This window comes from Sphingomonas sp. CFBP 13706 (assembly GCF_014842355.1).
Taxonomy (GTDB): Bacteria; Pseudomonadota; Alphaproteobacteria; order Sphingomonadales; family Sphingomonadaceae; genus Sphingomonas; species Sphingomonas aerolata.
In genome coordinates, this window is record NZ_JACYVM010000011.1 from 82,815 (window position 1) to 101,444 (window position 18,630).

Annotated in this window: 19 protein-coding genes; 6 read left to right on the forward strand and 13 right to left on the reverse strand. The window is 66.6% G+C overall.

The window, feature by feature from the left end; all coding sequences use genetic code 11:
* Positions 1-17: 17 nt before the first annotated feature.
* From IFS44_RS16940 to rimP, 7 genes are all read right to left on the reverse strand, one after another.
* Positions 18-593, reverse strand: coding sequence for a thymidine kinase (locus IFS44_RS16940; protein WP_107045963.1), 576 nt, complete (start codon positions 591-593; stop codon positions 18-20).
* Positions 594-626: 33 nt separating this feature from the next.
* A complete protein-coding gene (gene rbfA / locus IFS44_RS16945) occupies positions 627-1,016 on the reverse strand; it encodes a 30S ribosome-binding factor RbfA (RefSeq protein ID WP_031396110.1) in 390 nt (129 codons plus the stop codon).
* Between the two features lie 117 nt (positions 1,017-1,133).
* Complete coding sequence (gene infB, locus IFS44_RS16950) at positions 1,134-3,977, reverse strand: translation initiation factor IF-2 (protein WP_192099324.1); 2,844 nt, start codon at positions 3,975-3,977, stop codon at positions 1,134-1,136.
* Positions 3,974-4,732: a DUF448 domain-containing protein gene (locus IFS44_RS16955; RefSeq protein ID WP_342354764.1), complete on the reverse strand. Its 759-nt coding sequence runs from the start codon at positions 4,730-4,732 to the stop codon at positions 3,974-3,976. Before IFS44_RS16955 ends, infB begins: the two co-directional genes overlap by 4 nt.
* Before the next feature lie 124 nt (positions 4,733-4,856).
* Positions 4,857-5,096, reverse strand: coding sequence for a tautomerase family protein (locus tag IFS44_RS16960; RefSeq protein WP_031392998.1), 240 nt, complete (start codon positions 5,094-5,096; stop codon positions 4,857-4,859).
* The gene (gene nusA / locus IFS44_RS16965) at positions 5,096-6,835 is read right to left on the reverse strand and encodes a transcription termination factor NusA (RefSeq protein ID WP_192069835.1); all 1,740 of its coding nucleotides are present in this window, start codon (positions 6,833-6,835) and stop codon (positions 5,096-5,098) included. The genes IFS44_RS16960 and nusA overlap by 1 nt, the downstream gene beginning before the upstream one ends.
* On the reverse strand, positions 6,835-7,428 hold the full coding sequence (gene rimP / locus IFS44_RS16970) for a ribosome maturation protein RimP (protein ID WP_159511724.1): 594 nt from the start codon (positions 7,426-7,428) through the stop codon (positions 6,835-6,837). The genes nusA and rimP overlap by 1 nt, the downstream gene beginning before the upstream one ends.
* A 179-nt stretch (positions 7,429-7,607) precedes the next feature.
* Between rimP and IFS44_RS16975 the strand changes: the two genes are divergently transcribed.
* A complete protein-coding gene (locus IFS44_RS16975) occupies positions 7,608-8,732 on the forward strand; it encodes a PQQ-dependent sugar dehydrogenase (RefSeq protein ID WP_192099325.1) in 1,125 nt (374 codons plus the stop codon).
* A gap of 37 nt (positions 8,733-8,769) precedes the next feature.
* Here IFS44_RS16975 and IFS44_RS16980 read toward each other — a convergent pair whose 3' ends face one another.
* Both IFS44_RS16980 and IFS44_RS16985 read right to left on the reverse strand, forming a co-directional pair.
* Entirely contained in the window at positions 8,770-9,171 is a 402-nt protein-coding gene (locus IFS44_RS16980) for a PaaI family thioesterase (protein WP_056405287.1), read from the reverse strand.
* Positions 9,165-9,587 (reverse strand): PaaI family thioesterase, encoded by a 423-nt coding sequence (locus IFS44_RS16985; protein ID WP_031440034.1) that lies wholly within the window; start codon positions 9,585-9,587, stop codon positions 9,165-9,167. Before IFS44_RS16985 ends, IFS44_RS16980 begins: the two co-directional genes overlap by 7 nt.
* 98 nt (positions 9,588-9,685) lie before the next feature.
* On the opposite strand from IFS44_RS16985, the gene IFS44_RS16990 reads away from it, so the two are divergent.
* On the forward strand, positions 9,686-10,468 hold the full coding sequence (locus IFS44_RS16990; protein WP_192099326.1) for a crotonase/enoyl-CoA hydratase family protein: 783 nt from the start codon (positions 9,686-9,688) through the stop codon (positions 10,466-10,468).
* 3 nt (positions 10,469-10,471) lie between these two features.
* Here IFS44_RS16990 and gorA read toward each other — a convergent pair whose 3' ends face one another.
* From gorA to pgi, 3 genes are all read right to left on the reverse strand, one after another.
* On the reverse strand, positions 10,472-11,827 hold the full coding sequence (gene gorA, locus IFS44_RS16995; RefSeq protein ID WP_192099327.1) for a glutathione-disulfide reductase: 1,356 nt from the start codon (positions 11,825-11,827) through the stop codon (positions 10,472-10,474).
* 107 nt (positions 11,828-11,934) lie between these two features.
* Complete coding sequence (locus tag IFS44_RS17000) at positions 11,935-12,312, reverse strand: DUF4174 domain-containing protein (protein ID WP_192099328.1); 378 nt, start codon at positions 12,310-12,312, stop codon at positions 11,935-11,937.
* 175 nt (positions 12,313-12,487) lie between these two features.
* Entirely contained in the window at positions 12,488-13,978 is a 1,491-nt protein-coding gene (pgi, locus tag IFS44_RS17005; RefSeq protein ID WP_192099329.1) for a glucose-6-phosphate isomerase, read from the reverse strand.
* Positions 13,979-14,145: 167 nt separating this feature from the next.
* Between pgi and lepB the strand changes: the two genes are divergently transcribed.
* From lepB to lgt, 4 genes are all read left to right on the forward strand, one after another.
* Complete coding sequence (gene lepB / locus IFS44_RS17010; RefSeq protein ID WP_031395171.1) at positions 14,146-14,955, forward strand: signal peptidase I; 810 nt, start codon at positions 14,146-14,148, stop codon at positions 14,953-14,955.
* Positions 14,952-15,614, forward strand: coding sequence for a ribonuclease III (gene rnc, locus IFS44_RS17015; protein WP_416365465.1), 663 nt, complete (start codon positions 14,952-14,954; stop codon positions 15,612-15,614). Before lepB ends, rnc begins: the two co-directional genes overlap by 4 nt.
* 234 nt (positions 15,615-15,848) lie before the next feature.
* The gene (gene era, locus IFS44_RS17020; protein WP_333950987.1) at positions 15,849-16,766 is read left to right on the forward strand and encodes a GTPase Era; all 918 of its coding nucleotides are present in this window, start codon (positions 15,849-15,851) and stop codon (positions 16,764-16,766) included.
* A 267-nt stretch (positions 16,767-17,033) separates the two neighbouring features.
* Positions 17,034-17,864 (forward strand): prolipoprotein diacylglyceryl transferase, encoded by an 831-nt coding sequence (gene lgt, locus IFS44_RS17025; RefSeq protein WP_192099332.1) that lies wholly within the window; start codon positions 17,034-17,036, stop codon positions 17,862-17,864.
* Here lgt and IFS44_RS17030 read toward each other — a convergent pair whose 3' ends face one another.
* On the reverse strand, positions 17,865-18,566 hold the full coding sequence (locus tag IFS44_RS17030) for an NAD-dependent deacylase (RefSeq protein ID WP_192099333.1): 702 nt from the start codon (positions 18,564-18,566) through the stop codon (positions 17,865-17,867). It abuts the gene before it with no gap.
* Positions 18,567-18,630: the final 64 nt, after the last annotated feature.

The following is an 18,630-nucleotide window of genomic DNA, read 5'->3' on the forward strand; positions in this document are numbered from 1 at the left end:
AATGGGAAGGCCAGGGTTCAGCCCAGAGCCTCGGTGAAATGCCGTCGGCATAGCGCGACATAGCGGTCGTTGCCGCCGATCTCGGTCTGCTGCCCCTCGGCGATCGCGCGGCCGTTCGCGTCGACGCGCAGGTTCATCGTCGCCTTGCGCCCGCACATGCACACCGACTTGATCTCGACCAGCGAGTCGGCCAGCGCCAGCAGCCGCGCCGAGCCGGGGAACAGCGCGCCCTGGAAATCGGTCCGCAAGCCGTAGGCGAGCACCGGGATGCCGACCACGTCGCAGATCTGCGCGAGCTGGTCGACCTGAGGCGCAGTCAGGAACTGTGCCTCGTCCACCAGCACGCAGGAGATAGCATCCTCGGCGTGCTGCCGGGCGATGCAGGCTCCGATATCGGTCTCCGCGTCGAACGCGATCGCCGGTGCCTCCAGCCCGATCCGCGACGTGATCGTGCCCGCCGCAAAGCGGTCATCGATCGCGGCGGTGAACAGCATCGTCCGCATCCCGCGCTCGCGGTAGTTAAAGTCCGCCTGGAGCAGGTTGGTCGACTTGCCCGCGTTCATCGACGCATAATAGAAATACAGCTTGGCCATCGGCTCAACCCAAAGACGCGTCGCGCGGCGGCGTCAATCCTCGGACAGGTCACGCGCGATATGCGGATCGCGCAGCAGTGTGTCGATGTGCGTGCCCTCGTCGAAGCTCTCGTCGGCGACGAATTTCAGCTTGGCGGCATAGCGCGTCTGCACGCGGGTCGCGACTTCGCGCTGGAGATAGGCGGTGTTCGTCCGCAGCGCCTTCAGCACCTTTTCCTCGTCCTTGCCGAGCAGCGGTTTCACGAAGACGGTGGCGTGACGCAGGTCGGGGGACATGCGCACCTCGGTGATCGTGACGAGGTGCTTTTCGAGCACCGGATCATGCACGTCGCCGCGCGCGAGGATGTCGCTGAGCGCGTGACGCGCCTGCTCGCCCACGCGCAGCGCGCGGACGGTTTTGATCTCTGGGGTATCGGTCTTCATTCTTCTAACTCCCTCGCCCCTCCGGGGAGAGGGTGGGGATGAGGGGCGGCCGCAGGCGTTACCGCCCGGTACTGCCCCTCACCCAACCCTCTCCCCGAGGGGGAGAGGGTTTCAGTATTACAGCGTGCGGTCGCGCATCTCGACTTCGAACGTCTCGAGGACGTCGCCGGCCTTGATGTCGACGAAGTTCGACGTGAACGTCACGCCACACTCCAGCCCGGCACGCACTTCGGCGACATCATCCTTGAAGCGACGCAGCGATGCGATTTCGCCCTGATAGATGATGACGTCGTTGCGCGTGATACGTGCCTTGAGCGCCTTGCGGATATTGCCCTCGGTAACGAGCAGACCTGCCGCCTTGCCATGCTTGCCCGCCGAGAAGACCTCGCGGATATCGGCACGACCGACAACCGTCTCGAACGCTTCCGGCCCAAGCTCGCCGGCCATCCCCGCCCGGATCTCGTCAATCAGGTCGTAGATCACGTCATAATATTTGAACGCGACCTTCTGGCGCTCGGCGATCTCGCGGGCCTTGGCGTTCGGACGAACGTTGAAGCCGATGATCGGTGCACCCGATGCCGCCGCCAACGTGACGTCCGATTCGGTGATGCCACCGACGCCCGAGCTCAGCACGCGCGCCTTGATCAGATCGGTGGAGATCTTGTTGATCGCCCCGACGATTGCCTCGACCGTGCCCTGCGTATCCGCCTTCACGACCAGCGGATATTCGATTGCCTGCTTTTCCTTCAGCGCCGAGAACATGCTCTCGAGGCTGGCCGGAACCGATGCGGTCCGCTTGTCGGTCTTCACGCTGCGACGATATTCCGCGACTTCGCGGGCCCGTGCCTCGTTCTCGACCACCTGGAACGGATCGCCCGCCGACGGCACGCCCGACAGACCGAGGACCTCGACCGGCATCGCCGGACCCGCTTCCTTGATCTGCTTGCCCTTGTCGTCGACCAGCGCACGAACCTTGCCGCTCTCGCCGCCGACCACGAAGATGTCGCCCACCTTGAGCGTACCACGATTGACGAGGATCGTCGCAACCGGACCACGACCCTTGTCGAGCTTGGCCTCGATCACCGTACCCTCGGCCGCGCGATCCGGATTGGCGCGCAGTTCGAGCAGTTCGGCCTGGAGCTGGATCTTCTCGATCAACGTGTCGAGACCGATCTTCTTGGTCGCGGAGACTTCGACGTCCTGGACGTCGCCGCCCATGTCCTCGACCACGATCTCCTCGCTCAGCAGGCGCTCGCGCACCTTCTGGGCATTGGCGCCTTCCTTGTCGATCTTGTTGATCGCGACGATCATCGGCACGCCCGCCGCCTTGGTGTGGGCGATCGCCTCCACCGTCTGCGGCATCAGGCCGTCGTCCGCCGCCACCACCAGGATGACGATGTCGGTGACGTCCGCACCACGCGCACGCATCTGCGTGAACGCCTCATGGCCCGGCGTGTCGAGGAAGGTGATCTTCGACTTGTCCTTCAGCGTGACCTGATACGCGCCGATATGCTGGGTGATGCCACCCGCTTCGCCGCGCACCACATCGGTGCCGCGCAGGGCATCGAGCAGCGACGTCTTGCCGTGATCGACGTGACCCATGATCGTGACGACCGGGGCACGCGGACGCAGAGTCTCCTCGGCATCGTCGATCGTGTCGTTCGCCAGATCCTGGTCGACATCGCTGACGCGCGTCAGGTTGTGACCGAATTCGGTGACGAGCAGTTCGGCCGTATCCTGGTCGATCGTTTGCGTCATCGTGACGGGCATGCCCATCTTGAACAGCGCCTTGACGAGGTCTGCACCCTTCTCGGCCATACGGATGGCGAGTTCCTGCACGGTGATCGCCTCGGGGACGACCACGTCGCGGACCTGCTTGGCCTGCGGCTCACGTGGACCACCGGTGCCACGACGCTCCTTCTCACGCGCACGCTTGAGCGCGGCGAGCGAACGGGCGCGGGCGCCATCGCCATCACCGAGGGCACGGTTGACGGTCAGCTTGCCTGAGGTGCGACGATCATCGCCCTTGCGGTCACGCTGCTGCGGCCGTGCCGGGGGTGCGTCGCGACGGACGCCACCAGCCGGCGCGTTGGCACCGGTTGCACCAGGGCGCGCTGCGGTCGTGCCGGCATTGGCGGTCGCCGCCGGCGCTGCAGGCGCAGGTGCCGGAACGGGCTTCGGCGGCGGCGGAGGACGCTCGGGACGGGCGACTGGCGAGAACCGGCGGGGTGCCGGCATCGACGGATCGCGCGACAATTCGAGAATCGGCGGCGGGGCCGGCGGTGCGACGGGCGCGGGCGCCGGCTTGGGGGCCGGTGCTGGCGCCGCTACCGGAGCTGGCGTCGGAGTCGGCGCGGGTGCCGGGGCCGCAGCGGGGGCAGGGGCCGCCGCAACGGGGGCTTCAACCGGCGCGGCAGCGGGCGTCGGCGCTACGACCGGCGCTGCTTCGACGACGGGTGCCGGTGCAGGTGCGGGCGCCTCGACGGGCTTCGGCGCAGGTGCAGCCTTGGCTTCCGCCTCGGCACGCGCGCGTTCGGCGATGCGGTTGCGCTCGTCCTCGGCGGCCTTGGCGCGCTCGGCTTCCTGGCGACGACGCCCCTCTTCGAGCGTGTTCATCCGCTGCTCTTCCGCCTCGCGGAGAAGTTTGGCCTGCCGCTCCTGCGGCGACAGGTTGCTCGGTGCCTGCTGGCGTACCGGTGCGGGGGCGGGCTGTGGCGCACGCGCCTGCGGAGCCGGTGCGGGGGCCGCAACCGGCGCGGGCGCGGCAACCGGCGCATCGGCGACCGGACCGTCGGGCTCGCCCGGACGGCGCAGGACGCGCGCACGCTTGGTTTCCACGATCACCGTATTCGATCGGCCGTGGCTGAAGCTCTGCTTCACCTGGCCGGTCTCGACCGTGCGCTTCACACCCAAAGGTGCGCGCATGCCAAGTTTCGGCTTCTCGTTGTCCGTGTCGCTCACTCAAATTCCTCAGTCATGTCCACGGCCGGGCTGTGTCCGGTCGATCCGGACGCCCCTGTTATGGGTGACGTCCCGTTTTGTTGAGACGCCGATGCGCCCTGCGAGGCCGTTTCGCAAGACACGGGAGAAGGTTCGGGGCCGATAAAATGCAGCCAACGGTCGAGCGCTTCGCTCACCCGCTTTGCTGCAGCGCGGTCAGTCAGGCCAATGTGTACCACATTCTCCCGCCCCAGCGCCAATGCCAATATGGTACGTGACGCAGGCAGTGCCAACCCCCGCAGGCCCGAGCCTTCGACATCGTTGCCGATGCGCCACGCCTGGTCGAGCTTGCGGTTGCCGTCCTCGGCCGCATCGGACGCATGATACAGCGCCTTCAGCTTGCCCTGGCGCGCATTCTGTTCGATCCGGTCCGAGCCAATCAGCACGGTGCCCGAGCGCGATTCGAGCCCAAGCCGGTCGAGTGCGTTGCGCTCGAGCGCGGCTTCGATCTGCGCGGGCAGTTCGGGGGGAATTGCGAACTCGCCGGTCTTGAACGCACGCGCGAGCGCGCCTTTCAGCTTGCCCTTCTTGATCGCAGCCTCGAGCTCGACGCGGGTGACGCCGATCCACGCACCACGACCAGGCGCCTTGGCACGCACGTCGGGATGGATCTGCCCGTCGGGCGCAAGCGCGAGTCGCACGAGATGTGGCCGAACATCGCGCTCGCCCGATAGGATGCACTTGCGAATGGGGGCGTCTTCATCCCCCTCGCGCACGCGGGATGGGTTAGGCTCGCGCCCACCTGCACCCTTGTTCTTAGCCGAGGCCGGGCGCCCACCCTTCGGTCCTCTCCCGCTTGCGGGAGGGGAGGAAGGAAGGTCGTCGGTAGCGCCTAGCGTCTCATCGGGAGGGTTCCGCATGTGCGTCCTCCTGCGCCGGAGTCGTCTTCGGGGCGTCGCGATCGACCAGCAGCTGGCCGCCCGCGCCGTAATTCTCGGTCGACACCTCTTCGATCACGATCTGCACCGCAGCCGGGTTCTTTCCCAGCCGCTCGACGAGCGACTGGGTGACGTCGGCGACGATGCCGGCCTTCTGGTCCTTGGTCGCGGACCCCGAAATGCGGATGCTGACAAACGGCATCAGGCCTTGTCGTCCTCGCTCTTCGCGTCGGTCGTGTCCGCAGCGTCATCCGCCACGACGTCATCCGCCGCAGTGTCCTCAGCCGCAGTGTCCTCAGCTGCAGTGTCCTCGGCCGAAGCCTCTTCCACCGGCGCCTCGTCCGCCTCGACGGCGTCAGCCTCAGGGGCCTCGTCCTCGAACCAGTGCGCGCGCGCGGCCATGATGATCTCGTTGCCCTGTTCGTCGCTGAGACCATATTCGGCGAGGATGCCGCCCTTGGGCTCGGGACGCTTGGGCGCGTCGTCGTTGCGGCGGCGCGGTTCGGCGCGCTTCTTCTCGACGAGCTCGTCGGTCGCAAGATCCGCGAGATCGTCGAGCGTCTTGATGCCCGCCTTGCCGAGCGTGACGAGCATCGCCTCGTTCAGATACGGCATGTCGATCAGCGCGTCCTCCACGCCGAGCGCGGTACGCTCTTCGCGGCTGGCCGCGTCGCGACGCTCGAGCGCCTCGGTCGCGCGGTTCTGCAACTCGCCCGCCAGGTCCTCGTCGAAGCCCTCGATGCCGGCGATCTCCTCGACCTCGACATAGGCGACCTCCTCGAGGCTGGTGAACCCTTCGGCGACCAGCAGCTGTGCGAGCGTCTCGTCGACGTCGAGCTCCTTCTCGAACATTGCCGAGCGCTCGACAAAGTCCTTCTGGCGCTTCTCGGAGGCATCGGCCTCGGTAAGGATGTCGATCGCCTTGCCGGTCAACTGCGACGCGAGGCGGACGTTCTGGCCACGACGGCCGATCGCCAGCGAAAGCTGGTCATCGGGAACGACGACCTCGATGCGCTCTTCCTCTTCGTCGATCACGACGCGGCTGACCGAAGCCGGCTGCAGTGCGTTGACGACGAAGGTCGCGATGTCGGGCGACCAGGGGATGATGTCGATCTTCTCGCCCTGCATTTCCTGCACGACGGCCTGAACTCGCGACCCCTTCATGCCGACGCACGCGCCGACCGGATCGATCGACGAATCATGGCTGATCACGCCGATCTTCGCGCGCGAACCGGGATCGCGGGCCGCGGCCTTGATCTCGATGATGCCGTCGTAGATTTCGGGGACTTCCTGCGCGAACAGCTTCTTCATGAAGTCGGGGTGCGCGCGGCTGAGGAAGATCTGCGGCCCGCGGTTCTCGCGGCGGACGTTCAGGATCAGCGAGCGGATGCGGTCGTTGACGCGCACGACTTCGCGCGGGATCTGCGCGTCGCGGCGGATAACGCCCTCGGCGCGGCCCAGGTCGACGACGACATGGCCGAACTCGACGCGCTTGACGACGCCGGTGATAATCTCGCCTGCGCGGTCCTTATACTCTTCGAACTGGCGCTCGCGCTCGGCGTCGCGGACCTTCTGGAAGATGACCTGCTTGGCGGCCTGGGCGGCGATGCGGCCGAACTCGATCGGGGGCAGCGGGTCGACGATGAAGTCACCAAGTGCCGCGTCCTTCTGGAGCTTCTGCGCGCCCTTGACGTCGACCTGCTTAAAATAGTCGTCGACCGCCTCGACCACTTCGACGACACGCCACAAGCGCAGATCGCCGGTGTTCGGATCGAGCTTGGCGCGGATGTCGTTCTCGGCGCCGTAGCGCGAACGGGCGGCGCGCTGGATCGCGTCCTCCATCGCCTCGATCACGATCGCCTTGTCGATCATCTTCTCCGACGCGACCGAATTCGCGATCGCGATCAGTTCCGCGCGGTTTGCGGTGACTGCCGTGGCCATCAATGCTGTCCTTCTTCGGTCTCGACGCCGCGAGCATCAGGCTCATCGGACGTATCTTGATAGAAAACCTCGTCCGCGCCTTCGGTCGAAAGCGGCGCGGTCGCGGCGATGAGTCGGTCGGTCATGACGAGCTTGGCGTCGGCGACTTGGCTGAAGTCGATCGTCATGATCTTGTGCTTGTTCACGTCGACGGTGATCTTGGTGCCCTCGACGCCCATCAGATTGCCCGAGATCTGCTTGCGATCCTCGAACGGCTCGACGAGGCGGATGCGCGCCTCCTGGCCTTCCCAATCGGCAAAGTCCTGGAGCCGGGTCAGCGGGCGGTCGATACCGGGGCTCGACACTTCGAGACGATAGGCGTCCTCGCCGACCGGGTCCTTACCTTCGGCTTCGAGCGCATCGAACTTGTCCGAGATGCGGCGCGACAGCTCGGCGCAATCCTCGATCACGAGCTGGCGGGTGTCGGGCCGCTCGGCCATCACCTGCAGCGTCGGATCGGACTTGCCGCCCTGCATGCGCACGCGCACGAGGCTGAGGCCGAGCGCCTTGGCTTCGGGTTCGATCAATTCGGTCAACAGGGCGATATTCGCCATCGCAATTCCAAACAGGGCCAAAGCACAGGTGATCAGCGCCGCGGAGCGAACCCCGCAGCCTCTTCATCTGGCGATGTAGAGAAAGTAGGATCTCCATACCCGCGATGGCAACGCTTCGCAAGCGGGAGCAACCTTCGTTCGTCACGCCGCGTTGGCGCAGGGATTTCCGGGAGAAGATCATGATCCGTCGCATATTGGCCGCCACCGGCCTGATATCCGCCACTTTGCTCGCCGCCGCTGCCTGTTCCGCACAGCCCGCGCCGGGGGAAAAGCCGTTCAGCGAAACGGTCGTCGCCGATTTCGAGTCACCCTGGGCGATGACGGTGCTGCCCGACGGGCGGATGCTGGTGACGGAGAAGGCCGGTGAAATGCTCCTCGTTTCGGCCGATGGGAAGCAGCGTCAGACGGTCGCGACGATCACGGTCGATTCGGCAGGGCAGGGCGGGTTGATGGACGTCGTCCTCGCGCCCGACTTCGCGACGAGCAAGCGCGTGTATTTCAGCTATTCCTCGGCGGGTGCGGGCGGCAAGGGGGTAGTCCTCGCGCGAGGTCGGTTGCGGCCTAACGGTGGTGGGGGCGAGCGGCTCGGCGAGATCGAGGTGATCTTCAGTGCGCGGCCGTTCGTCGAGGGCAATGGCCATTATTCGGGCCGCATCGCGTTTTCGCCAGACGGCAAAGATCTGTTCTTCACCAATGGCGACCGCCAGAAATTTACCCCGGCGCAGGATCCCAAGGTCACGCTCGGCAAGGTGTTGCGCCTGACGCTCGACGGCAAGCCCGCGCCAGGCAATCCGCTCGCGGCCAAGGGCTTCGCACCCGAGATTTGGAGCTATGGCCATCGCAACCTGCTTGGCATCGCATTCGACGCGCAGGGCAATCTCTGGGAGCAGGAGATGGGGCCGAAGGGCGGCGACGAGGTCAATCTGATCACGCCCGGCCAGAATTACGGCTGGCCCAACGCGTCGAACGGCAGCCATTATGACGGGCGCGACATTCCCGACCACAAGCCCGGCGACGGCTATGCGGCGCCCAAAGTGTCATGGAACCCGGTGATCTCCCCCGGCGGGCTGATGATCTATTCGGGCAGCATGTTCCCGCAGTGGAAGGGCGATGCGTTCATCGGCGGGCTGTCGTCGAAATCACTCGTCCGCGTCGACCTGAACGGCACCAATGCCGCCAAGGGCGACCAGTGGGACATGGGCGCGCGTATTCGCGAAGTGGAACAGGGTCCCGACGGCGCGATCTGGGTGCTGGAGGACGGTGGCGAATCGCAGGGACGGCTGATCAAGCTGACGGCGCGGTAAGGCTGTGCCGCCTCCCGCCCGCGGGCGGGGGGCGGGGTCAGTCGCGGACGATCAGGTAATTCATCCTCGCGGCCGCGATCGGCTTGTCGCGGTCGTCCTGCCACGCGGTCGCCTCGACATTGGCAACGCGCGTGCCGAGCCGGGTGACCACGCCCGCCGCGCGCGTCGGCTTGTCGCGGCCGCCGCGCATGAAATCGACAGTGACGGTCACCGGCTTGATCCGCACGCTGGCGTCGTCAGGCCCCTCGGTCTCGATCGCATGGTAGAGCGCGGCGATCGCCGCGACCTCGAGCAGCCCCGATATCGCGCCGCCGTGGAGGAATCCGGGGCGGCCGATCACGTCGTCGCCGAACGGCATCAGCAGCACCGGCCGACCCTCCGCGTCGCGTTCGATCTCGACGCCCAGCGTTGCGGCATAGGGTGGCAGCGTGCTCACCATGACCCGAGCACCATGAACGTGCCCGCAACATGCGCAAGCGGATCGGCGGGATCGCCGTCATGCGCCTGGCCGCGGACGAACGCGATCGACCGGGTGATCCGGTAGCATTCGCCGCGCCCGATCACCGTCTTCCCGGGCGTCGCCGGGCGCAGATAATCGACGCGCAGGTCGAGCGTCGCATGCGGCACGAACGCCGCGCGGCGGATCCAGATCGCGATGCTGGCGGCCATGTCCATCATCGTAATGATCGGCCCCGACGCGATCACGCCGCTGGCCGGATCGCCGATCAGCTTTTCGTCATAGGGCAGCGCAAGCTCCGCCCAGTCCGCGCCATGCGCATGATAGCGCATCCCGAGCGCGGCGCCGTGCCCGCCGAACCCGTGTCGTGTAAACCGCTCTGCGTCGAAGCCATCCATGCCCCGACCTCTACACGCCAGCGACCGCCACGCAACATTGCCGCACATGCGGGGCGGGGCTAGCATCGGGCGCAACGAGATCAGGAGAGAGGATCGCCATGAACGACCGGGTCACCATCGCCGTCGCGGACGGGATCGCCGATGTCCGCCTCAACCGCGCGGACAAGATGAACGCGATCGACCCGGCGATGTTCGAGGGGATTGCCGCCGCGATCGACCGGCTGGCGGGGATGGCCGAGGCGCGCGTCGTCGTGCTGTCGGGCGAGGGCCGGGCGTTCTGCGCGGGGCTCGACATGGCGTCGATGGCGGGCGGCGGGTCGGGGCTTTCGCTCGACGACCGGACGTATGGCGATGCCAATCTGGTGCAGCAGGTCGCCTGGGGCTGGCGGACGTTGCCGATGCCGGTGATCGCCGCGGTCCACGGCGTCGCGTTCGGTGGCGGGTTCCAGATCATGTCGGGCGCCGACATCCGTATCGCCCACCCACAGGCGCGGTTCGCGATCCGCGAGACGCATTGGGGGCTGGTACCCGACATGGCGGGGATCGCGCTGTGGCGGACGCTGGCGCGCGACGACGTGCTGCGCGAGCTGACGTACACCGCGCGCGAGTTCGACGGGGCGGAGGCGCTGCATCACGGCTTTGTTACGCGGCTCGACGACGATCCCCATGCCGCCGCGATGACGATGGCACGTGCGATCACCGCGAAGAATCCGCAGGCGATCCGGGGGGCGAAGGCGCTCTACACGCTCGCCGCCGATGCGGACTCGGCGGCGATCCTGCGCGCCGAAAGCGACGCGCAGGGGCAGGTGATGCGCAAGCCCAATCAGATCGAACAGGTCCGCGCCAATCTCGAAAAGCGCACAGCGTTGTTCGTCGACTAGGCGCTACTTCATCAGTACGAGCTCTTCCGCCATCGTCGGGTGCAGCGCGAACGTCGCGTCGAAATCGGCCTTGCTGAGCCCCGCCTTCACCGCCACCGCGGCGGACTGGAGGATCTCGGGACAGTCGGGGCCGATCATGTGAATGCCGACGACGCGGTCGGTCTGGCCGTCGCAGATCATCTTGTAGAGCGACCGCTCGTTGCGCCCTGCCAGCACGTTCTTCATCGGCCGGAAGTCCGACGTGTAGACCTTCACCGAGCCCAGAGCCTGCTTGGCCTGCGATTCGGTCATGCCGACGCCGGCCATTGGCGGGTGGCTGAACACCGCGGCGGGGACGTTGGCGTAGTCGACGCGGGTCGGCTTGTTGCCGAAGAAGGTGTCGGCGAACGCCTGTCCCTCGCGGATCGCGACCGGGGTCAGCTGGATGCGGTTGGTGACGTCGCCGACCGCGAAGATGCTGTCGCAGCTCGACCGATTGTCTTCGTCGACCACCACTGCGCCCGCCGCGTCGAGTTCGACCCCGGCCGTCTCGAGCCCGAGGCCCTTGGTGTTCGGCAGGCGGCCGGTCGCGAACAGGACGAGATCGACGACGATCGGCTCGTGCCCGCTGGTATGCACGGTCAGGCAACCGTCCTCGCCCCTGTCGATTCCCTGGAACGCCGCGTTGAAGCGAAAGTCGATGCCCTTGCTCATCGAGATCTGGAGCAGCCGGTCGCGGATCGATTCGTCATAGCCGCGTAGGATCACATCGGTGCGGTTGATCAGCGTGACGTGCGCGCCGAACTGATGGAAGATGCCGGCGAATTCATTGGCGATATAGCCCGCACCCGCGATCAGCACGCGCTTCGGCACATCGTCGAGATGGAACACCTCGTTCGAGGTGATGCCGTGCTCGGCACCGGGGCAGTCCGGCACCAGCGGGTGCGCGCCGACCGCGATCAGGATCTTCGCCGCGGTCTTCTTGCTGCCGTCGGCGAGCGTGACTTCGTTGGGGCCCGAGACGACCGCGCGCTGGTGGATGATGTCGACATGGTTGTTCTCGAGCGTCTGGGTGTAGGCGCCGTTGATCCGGTCGACCTCCTCCATGACGTTGTCGCGCAGCGTCGGCCAGCTGAACGCGCAGTCGTCGGGCACCTGCCAGCCGAAGCGCTTGGCGTCCTTCAGATCCTCGGCGAAATGCGCGCCGTAGATCAGCAGCTTCTTCGGCACGCAGCCGCGGATGACGCAGGTGCCGCCGACGCGATATTCCTCGGCGACCGCGACGCGCGCGCCATGCGCGGCGGCAACGCGCGATGCACGCGTGCCGCCCGAGCCGGCGCCGATGACGAAGAGGTCATAGTCGAATTGGGTATCGGTCACGGGCTATCCTTATACGTCGCGCCGCCGCGCTGCGGCTTTGGGTGCCATCTGGGGCAGGCGGGATGCGCGGACAAGGCCGGCGCGGCGATCAGGGTGATCGGCTGGCTCTATCGCCGACCCGCCCTGCGCATCGGCATCGCGTCGATCGTCCGCTCCAGCACGGCGGCGGGAAAGGGGTGTGCGCTGCGCAGTTTCTCGCCGCCATCCTTGCCGATGAGGATCGCGGTGAAGGTGGCGGGAAGGCGGAACTTGCGGCGCAGCGCGGGGGCGCTGTCCCCGGCGCCGCGGACCTGATCGCCGACGATTTCGACGACGGTGAGGTCGCGCTCGTCGCGTTTCGTGGCCCAATTGTCGAGGATGCGGCGCTGCTCGGCGAGTTCCGGGTCCTGCGGGGAGGGGGCCGCAACGATCAACACGCGGCGCTCCCATCGCATCTGCGCGAGGGTGGGAGAGGCGGCGAGCGCTACGGCGAGGAGGATGGGCATAGCGCGGTAACGCTCGAGGTACGCGCACGGTCCCCCCAATACCACCCCGGCGAAGGCCGGGGCCCAGTTGGGAAGGCCTCACTGTGATAAATTGGGGTTCGCCCAACTGGACCCCGGCCTTTGCCGGGGTGGCGGAGTGGGGTGGGGCGCACTCAGCGCACGCCCACCCCAAAAATCACCCGAAGGCGCGCTTTATCAGATCGTCGGTCGAAGGATCGAACGTCTGCCCGCCCTTCTCCGCCGCCTTCGCCATTTCCTTGCCCAGCTCCACCCCGAACTGGTCGAACGAGTTGATCCCCAGCAGCACGCCGTTCACGAACACGCGGTGCTCGTAGAACGCGATCAGCGCCCCGAGCGTGCGCGCGTCGAGATCGTCGAGCAGCAGCGTCGACGACGGCCGATCACCCGAATAGCTGCGCGCCGGATCCTCGACCTGCTTGCCCGCCATCAACGCCGCACCCTGTGCGAACGCGTTGAGCAACAGCGCCTTATGATGCTCCTCGGGCAGCGTATCGCCCGGCTCGATCGACGCGACGAACTCGACCGGCACCAGGTGCGTGCCCTGGTGGAGCAACTGGAACACCGCATGCTGCGCCTCGGTGCCGACGCCACCCCAGGTGATCGCCGCCGACGGCCGCCCGAGCGGCTGGCCATCCGCGGTCACCGACTTGCCGTTCGACTCCATCTCCAGCTGCTGGAGATAGCTCGGCAGCAGCCGCAACCGTTCGTCATAGGCGAAGGTCGCGCGCGTCTCGGCATGGCGGATCTGCGTGTAATAAAGATCGGCGAACGCCGCGAGCACCGGCGCATTCTCGTGCAGCGCGGCGAGGCGGAAATGGCGATCCATCTCGGCCGCCCCCTCGAGCAGCTCCTCGAACCGGTCCCAGCCGAGCGCGATCGCGGCGGGAAAACCTATCGTCGACCAGAGCGAGTAGCGCCCGCCGACGCTCTCGGCGAACGGCAGGATCCGCGTCTCGTCGACGCCCCATTCCATCGCCTTTTCGGGCGCCGCGGTCAGCGCGATCACGCGGCCGTAAGGGTCCTCGACATTGTGTTCGTTCATCCACTGAAGCACCGCTTCGGCGTTCATCAGCGTTTCGGTCGTGGTGAACGTCTTCGACGCGACCACCAGCAACGTCGCTGCCGGATCGAAGCGTTCGAACACGTCCTCCAGCGCGACGCCGTCGACATTGGCGACGATCCCGACATCATAACGCTTGTCGTCGCGCCCGAGCGAGTCGACCAGCAATTGCGGCCCCAGCGCGGACCCGCCGATGCCGACGTGCAGGATATGGCGCACGGGGCCGAGCGCATCCGCCTCGATCGCGTCGATCAGCGTGCGCATCCGCGAATGGCTGGCCTGTGCGATCGCGACGCTCTCGGGCTTGCCTTCGCCGCGCTCGGCGGTGTGCTCGACCGCGCGGCCTTCGGTGACGTTGACGATCTCGCCCGCGAACATCGCCTGGCGCTTGCCCGACAGGTCCTGCGCCTTGGCCATCTCCTCGAACGCGCTGACCATGTCCGTGGTCAGGTGCGTCTTCGACCAGTCGAAGTGGATGCCTGCGACGTCGAGGCTCAGCTTGGACAACCGCTCAGAGTCGGCGGCGAACAGGTCGGTGAGTTTGGCGGCGGGCAGGGCTTCGAGTTTGGACCAGTCGGCGGTCATGCAAAGTCTCCGATTTGGAATTCGTGCGCACCGATACGGCGACGCGAGCAAGAACACCATAACGTCCCGGGAGGCGATTGGGTCTCCGGGGGTGTCCGGATGGTCTCCGGACATGGCGGATGCTGCATATGCTTGACGGCGCGCGCCGGTTGAGCAAACCCGCGGCCATGGCAAAAGACGCGAAGACCAAACCGGCCCGATCCGAAACCGCAGAGACGTTCCGCTTCCTGCTGAAGCTGGCGGTGGTTGTGCTGATTCTGCGCAGCTTCATCTTCGCGCCGTTCAGCATTCCGTCCGAATCGATGCTGCCCCGGCTGCTGATCGGTGATTATCTGTTCGTGTCGAAGTGGAGCTACGGCTATTCGCGCTGGTCGCTGCCGGGTGGCGTGCCGTTGATCCCCGGCCGGATCTTCGGCAGCACGCCGACGCGCGGCGACGTCGTCGTCTTCCGCGCCCCCGAAGTGCTCGATCACGACGTCATCAAGCGCGTGATCGGCCTGCCCGGCGAGACGGTGCAGATGCGGCAGGGGACGCTGTACCTGAACGGCACCGCGATCCCCAAGGCGCGGATCGCCGACTTCACGATCCCGCTGACCGCCAATTTCGATGCGGAGAAATGCGGCGCGCCGTTCGTCGACGTCGCCGACGGGGTCCAGATCTGTCGCTATCCGCGCTACCGCGAGACGCTGCCCGGCGGCCGCAGCTATTCCGTGCTCGACCAGGCGCAACTGCCCGATCGTGACGACACGGGTGTCTATACCGTGCCTGCCGGCCATATCTTCGTGATGGGCGATAACCGCGACGACAGCGGGGACAGCCGGTTCCCCGCACCAAGCGGGATGGGCTATGTCCCGCTCGAGAATGTCGAGGGCAAGGCGGTCGTCAGCTTCTTCTCGACCGACGGCAATGCCGAATGGCTGAAACCCTGGACCTGGGTCAGCGCCGCGCGCTGGGAGCGGATCGGGGAAGGCTTTTGAGCGACCTCGGCGACTGGCTGGCGGGCGTGTTCGGTCGCCGGCCGCGCGATCTGGCACCCTATGAGCGCGCACTGACGCATGGCAGCCAGGCGAAGGCGAATTACGAGCGGCTGGAATTTCTCGGCGACCGCGTCCTGGGGCTGATCGTCGCCGAATGGTTGTACGAACTGTTCGCGACCGATCCCGAGGGGTCGCTGTCGAAACGGCTGAACGCGCTCGTCACGGGCCCGGTCTGTGCCGAAGTGGCGCGTGAACTGGGGGTGCGCGCGCATCTGAAGCTCGGCAAGCAGGCGCGCGACGATGGCGCCAGCGACAGCGACAATGTGCTGGGCGACGTGATGGAAGCGCTGATCGGCGCCTGGTACCAGGAGGCCGGGCTCGACGCCGCGCGTGCGTTCGTCCGCGGCGCCTGGGGGGACCGCGTTCAGGCCGGTGCCAAGGCGCCGCAGCACCCCAAGTCCGCGCTTCAGGAATGGGCGGCCGCGCATAACCGCAAGCCGCCCGAATATACGATCGTCGATCGTACCGGCCCCGGCCACGCCCCCAAATTCACGATGCTGGTCTCGATCGGCAAACTCGCCGAGGCGACGGCGACCGGCTCGAGCAAGCAGGAGGCCGAAACCGCGGCGGCCAAGGCGTTGCTGGAGAAGCTGGGCTAAGAAGGCTTTTGTTCGCGCGGAGACGCGGAGTCGCGGAGGGGGGCAGCGAATGGAACTCCGGTCCTGCCCCGAACGACTCCGAGTTGATCGACGGCGCATAATCGCAGACGGCGCGAGCCCCATCCACACCATCTCCGCGCCTCCGCGTGAACCAAACTGCCTTGTCGCGACGCGATGACGAACAGCCGTTTTCGCTGTACAGGTGCCCGCAACACCAGTTCGAAAAGAGCATATGTGACTGAAACGAATACCACGCCCGACCCGAAGCATTGCGGCCTAGTCGCCATCGTCGGCGCGCCGAACGCAGGCAAGTCGACGCTCGTCAACGCGCTCGTCGGCCAGAAGGTCGCGATCGTCAGCCCCAAGGCGCAGACCACGCGCGCCAAGCTGATGGGCGTCGCGATCGAAGGCGACACGCAGATCCTGCTGGTCGACACCCCCGGCATCTTTGAGCCCAAGCGCCGCTTCGACCGCGCGATGGTCGCCGCCGCCTGGGGTGGTGCGGAAGGGTCAGACATCATCGCGCTGGTCGTCGACGCCAAGGGCGGGATCGGCGGCAAGGTCACGACCATCGTCGAGTCGCTGGTCGGCCGACCTGAGCCGATCTGGCTGATCCTCAACAAGGTCGATCTCGCCGACAAGACCAAGCTGCTGATCCACGCCGAAAAGCTGAACGCGCTGCTTCCCTTCGCCGAGACGTTCTTCATCAGCGCGGGCACCGGCGACGGTCTCGCTCACTTCAAGACGCAACTCGCCAAGGCGATGCCCGAAGGCCCGTGGCATTATCCCGAAGACCAGGTCTCCGACTCGACCGAACGCGCGCTCGCGTCCGAGGTCACGCGCGAACAGCTCTATCTCCAGCTCCACGCCGAGCTCCCCTATGCGAGCACGATCGAAACCGAGCAGTATATCGAGCGCCAGGACGGGTCGTTGGAGATCCACCAGCAGATCCTCGTCGAACGCCCGACGCAGCGCGCGATCGTGCTCGGCAAGGGCGGCGTGCGGATCAAGGAAATCGGCGCCCGCTCACGGATCGAGCTCGCCTCGATCACGGGCAAGCCGGTGCATCTGTACCTGCACGTCAAGGTGAAGCCGGGCTGGGACGAGGACCGGGAAGTGTACCGCGATATCGGGCTAGACTGGGTCGACTGACCCGCGACCACAACCACAATTACTACACGCCACCCCGGCGAAGGCCGGGGCCCAGTTGGGAGACGGTCGTCACGACGGACAGCGCTCCGTTACTCAGGCCTTCCCAACTGGACCCCGGCCTTCGCCGGGGTGGTAGCGTTCGGGCGGATGACAGAGTTCGGCTCGGCACTCCGTTACGCCCACGCCTATTGTACCAAACCCGCGACCTCCTGAAATCTATTGATGCTACCGTGGACCTCACGGGCTGACCCGGACGAGGACCACGCGATGCCGACCCTGATCGATGCGACGTCTGCGATCCGCTACGACCAGTTGCATCTGTCGCCGGTGGCGCTGGATTTCGGCCTGTTCCAGATTCGATGGTACGCGCTCAGCTATATCGCGATGATCGCGCTGGGCTGGTGGTATCTGCGGAGGATGCTCCGCCGGTCCGGTGCGCCGATGACGGCGGGGCATGTCGACGATCTCGTCTTCTACCTGACGCTGGGCATCATCATCGGTGGTCGGCTCGGCTATTGCGTGTTCTACCGGCCCGAAATCTGGCGCGCGCCGCTCGACGTGCTGAAGCTCTGGCAGGGCGGCATGTCGCTGCATGGCGGGTTCCTGGGGGTGATCGTCAGCCTGGTCCTGTTCACGCGGCGCCACCGGCTGTCGCTGCTCCGAGTGTGCGATTACGTGGCGTGTGCAACCCCGTTCGGCCTCGTGCTGGTGCGGATCGCCAATTTCGTGAACGGGGAGTTGTGGGGCCGGCCAAGCTCGCTTCCCTGGGCGGTGATCTTTCCCGGCACGCAGGACGGCATACCCCGCCACCCGAGCCAGCTCTACGAAGCCGCGCTCGAGGGCGGACTCAGCATGATCATGCTGGCCTATCTGTTCTGGCGCACCGACGCGCGGGTTCATCCCGGACACCTGCTCTGCGCGGGGCTGATCCTGTACGGCACCGCGCGGTTCCTGCTCGAATTCGTCCGCCAGCCCGATGCCGGGCTCGACCATCTGTGGTGGGGGCTGACGATGGGGCAGACGCTGAGCGTGCCGATGATCGGCGCGGGCATCTGGTTCTACGTCCGGTCGCTCAAGCGCGCGCGCGTCGCCCCGTGACTATCGCCCCAGGACCTCATCGACCCAGGCCGGCACCAGCACCCCGGCCGCGCCGATCCGCGTCTCCTCGAAAAACACGCTCCCCATCGAGGGGTCGAGGTTCAGCTCCAAGGTAGCGGCGCCGTGATAGGCCGCGGTCTGCACGAAGCCGGCCGCCGGATAGACCGCCCCCGACGTCCCGATCGACACGAACAGATCGGCCTGCGCCAGTGCTGCCTCGATCCGCTCCATCTGGTACGGCATCTCGCCGAAGAACACGATGTCGGGCCGCAGCGCCGCAGACCCGCAGGCGCCGCATATCGACCCCTCTGGCAAGCTGCCGGCCCAGGGTTCGCGCACGCCGCAGACGGCACACAGCGCCGACCGCAATTCGCCGTGCATATGCAGCATCCGCGTCGCGCCCGCCCGCTCATGCAGGTCGTCGACATTCTGCGTGACAATCAGCAATCCGCCGCCCCATGCTTCGTCCAGCCGCGCCAGAGCACGGTGCGCGGCATTGGGCTCGACCGTCGCCAGCGCCGCCCGGCGGAGATCGTAGAAGCGGTGTACCAGTTCCGGATCTGCGGCGAGCGCCTCGGGCGTGCAGACGTCCTCGACCCGGTGTCCTTCCCACAAGCCGCCCGGGCCGCGGAACGTCGCGATGCCGCTTTCGGCAGAAATTCCTGCACCCGTCAGAATGACGATGTTTCGTAGATCCTGCATCGTCACCCTCTACGTATGGCGCTGTCGCCAGGATAGCCGCAGTCACGCCGATATCTCGCGTCTC

Coding starts and splice junctions, on each gene's coding strand:
- IFS44_RS16940 (WP_107045963.1), bottom strand. CDS start 593: ATGGCCAAGCTGTATTTCTATTATGCGTCGATGAACGCGGGCAAGTCG.
- rbfA (WP_031396110.1), bottom strand. CDS start 1,016: ATGAAGACCGATACCCCAGAGATCAAAACCGTCCGCGCGCTGCGCGTG.
- IFS44_RS16960 (WP_031392998.1), bottom strand. CDS start 5,096: ATGCCGTTTGTCAGCATCCGCATTTCGGGGTCCGCGACCAAGGACCAG.
- nusA (WP_192069835.1), bottom strand. CDS start 6,835: ATGGCCACGGCAGTCACCGCAAACCGCGCGGAACTGATCGCGATCGCG.
- rimP (WP_159511724.1), bottom strand. CDS start 7,428: ATGGCGAATATCGCCCTGTTGACCGAATTGATCGAACCCGAAGCCAAG.
- IFS44_RS16975 (WP_192099325.1), top strand. CDS start 7,608: ATGATCCGTCGCATATTGGCCGCCACCGGCCTGATATCCGCCACTTTG.
- IFS44_RS16980 (WP_056405287.1), bottom strand. CDS start 9,171: ATGGTGAGCACGCTGCCACCCTATGCCGCAACGCTGGGCGTCGAGATC.
- IFS44_RS16985 (WP_031440034.1), bottom strand. CDS start 9,587: ATGGATGGCTTCGACGCAGAGCGGTTTACACGACACGGGTTCGGCGGG.
- IFS44_RS16990 (WP_192099326.1), top strand. CDS start 9,686: ATGAACGACCGGGTCACCATCGCCGTCGCGGACGGGATCGCCGATGTC.
- IFS44_RS17000 (WP_192099328.1), bottom strand. CDS start 12,312: ATGCCCATCCTCCTCGCCGTAGCGCTCGCCGCCTCTCCCACCCTCGCG.
- pgi (WP_192099329.1), bottom strand. CDS start 13,978: ATGACCGCCGACTGGTCCAAACTCGAAGCCCTGCCCGCCGCCAAACTC.
- lepB (WP_031395171.1), top strand. CDS start 14,146: ATGGCAAAAGACGCGAAGACCAAACCGGCCCGATCCGAAACCGCAGAG.
- lgt (WP_192099332.1), top strand. CDS start 17,034: ATGCCGACCCTGATCGATGCGACGTCTGCGATCCGCTACGACCAGTTG.
- IFS44_RS17030 (WP_192099333.1), bottom strand. CDS start 18,566: ATGCAGGATCTACGAAACATCGTCATTCTGACGGGTGCAGGAATTTCT.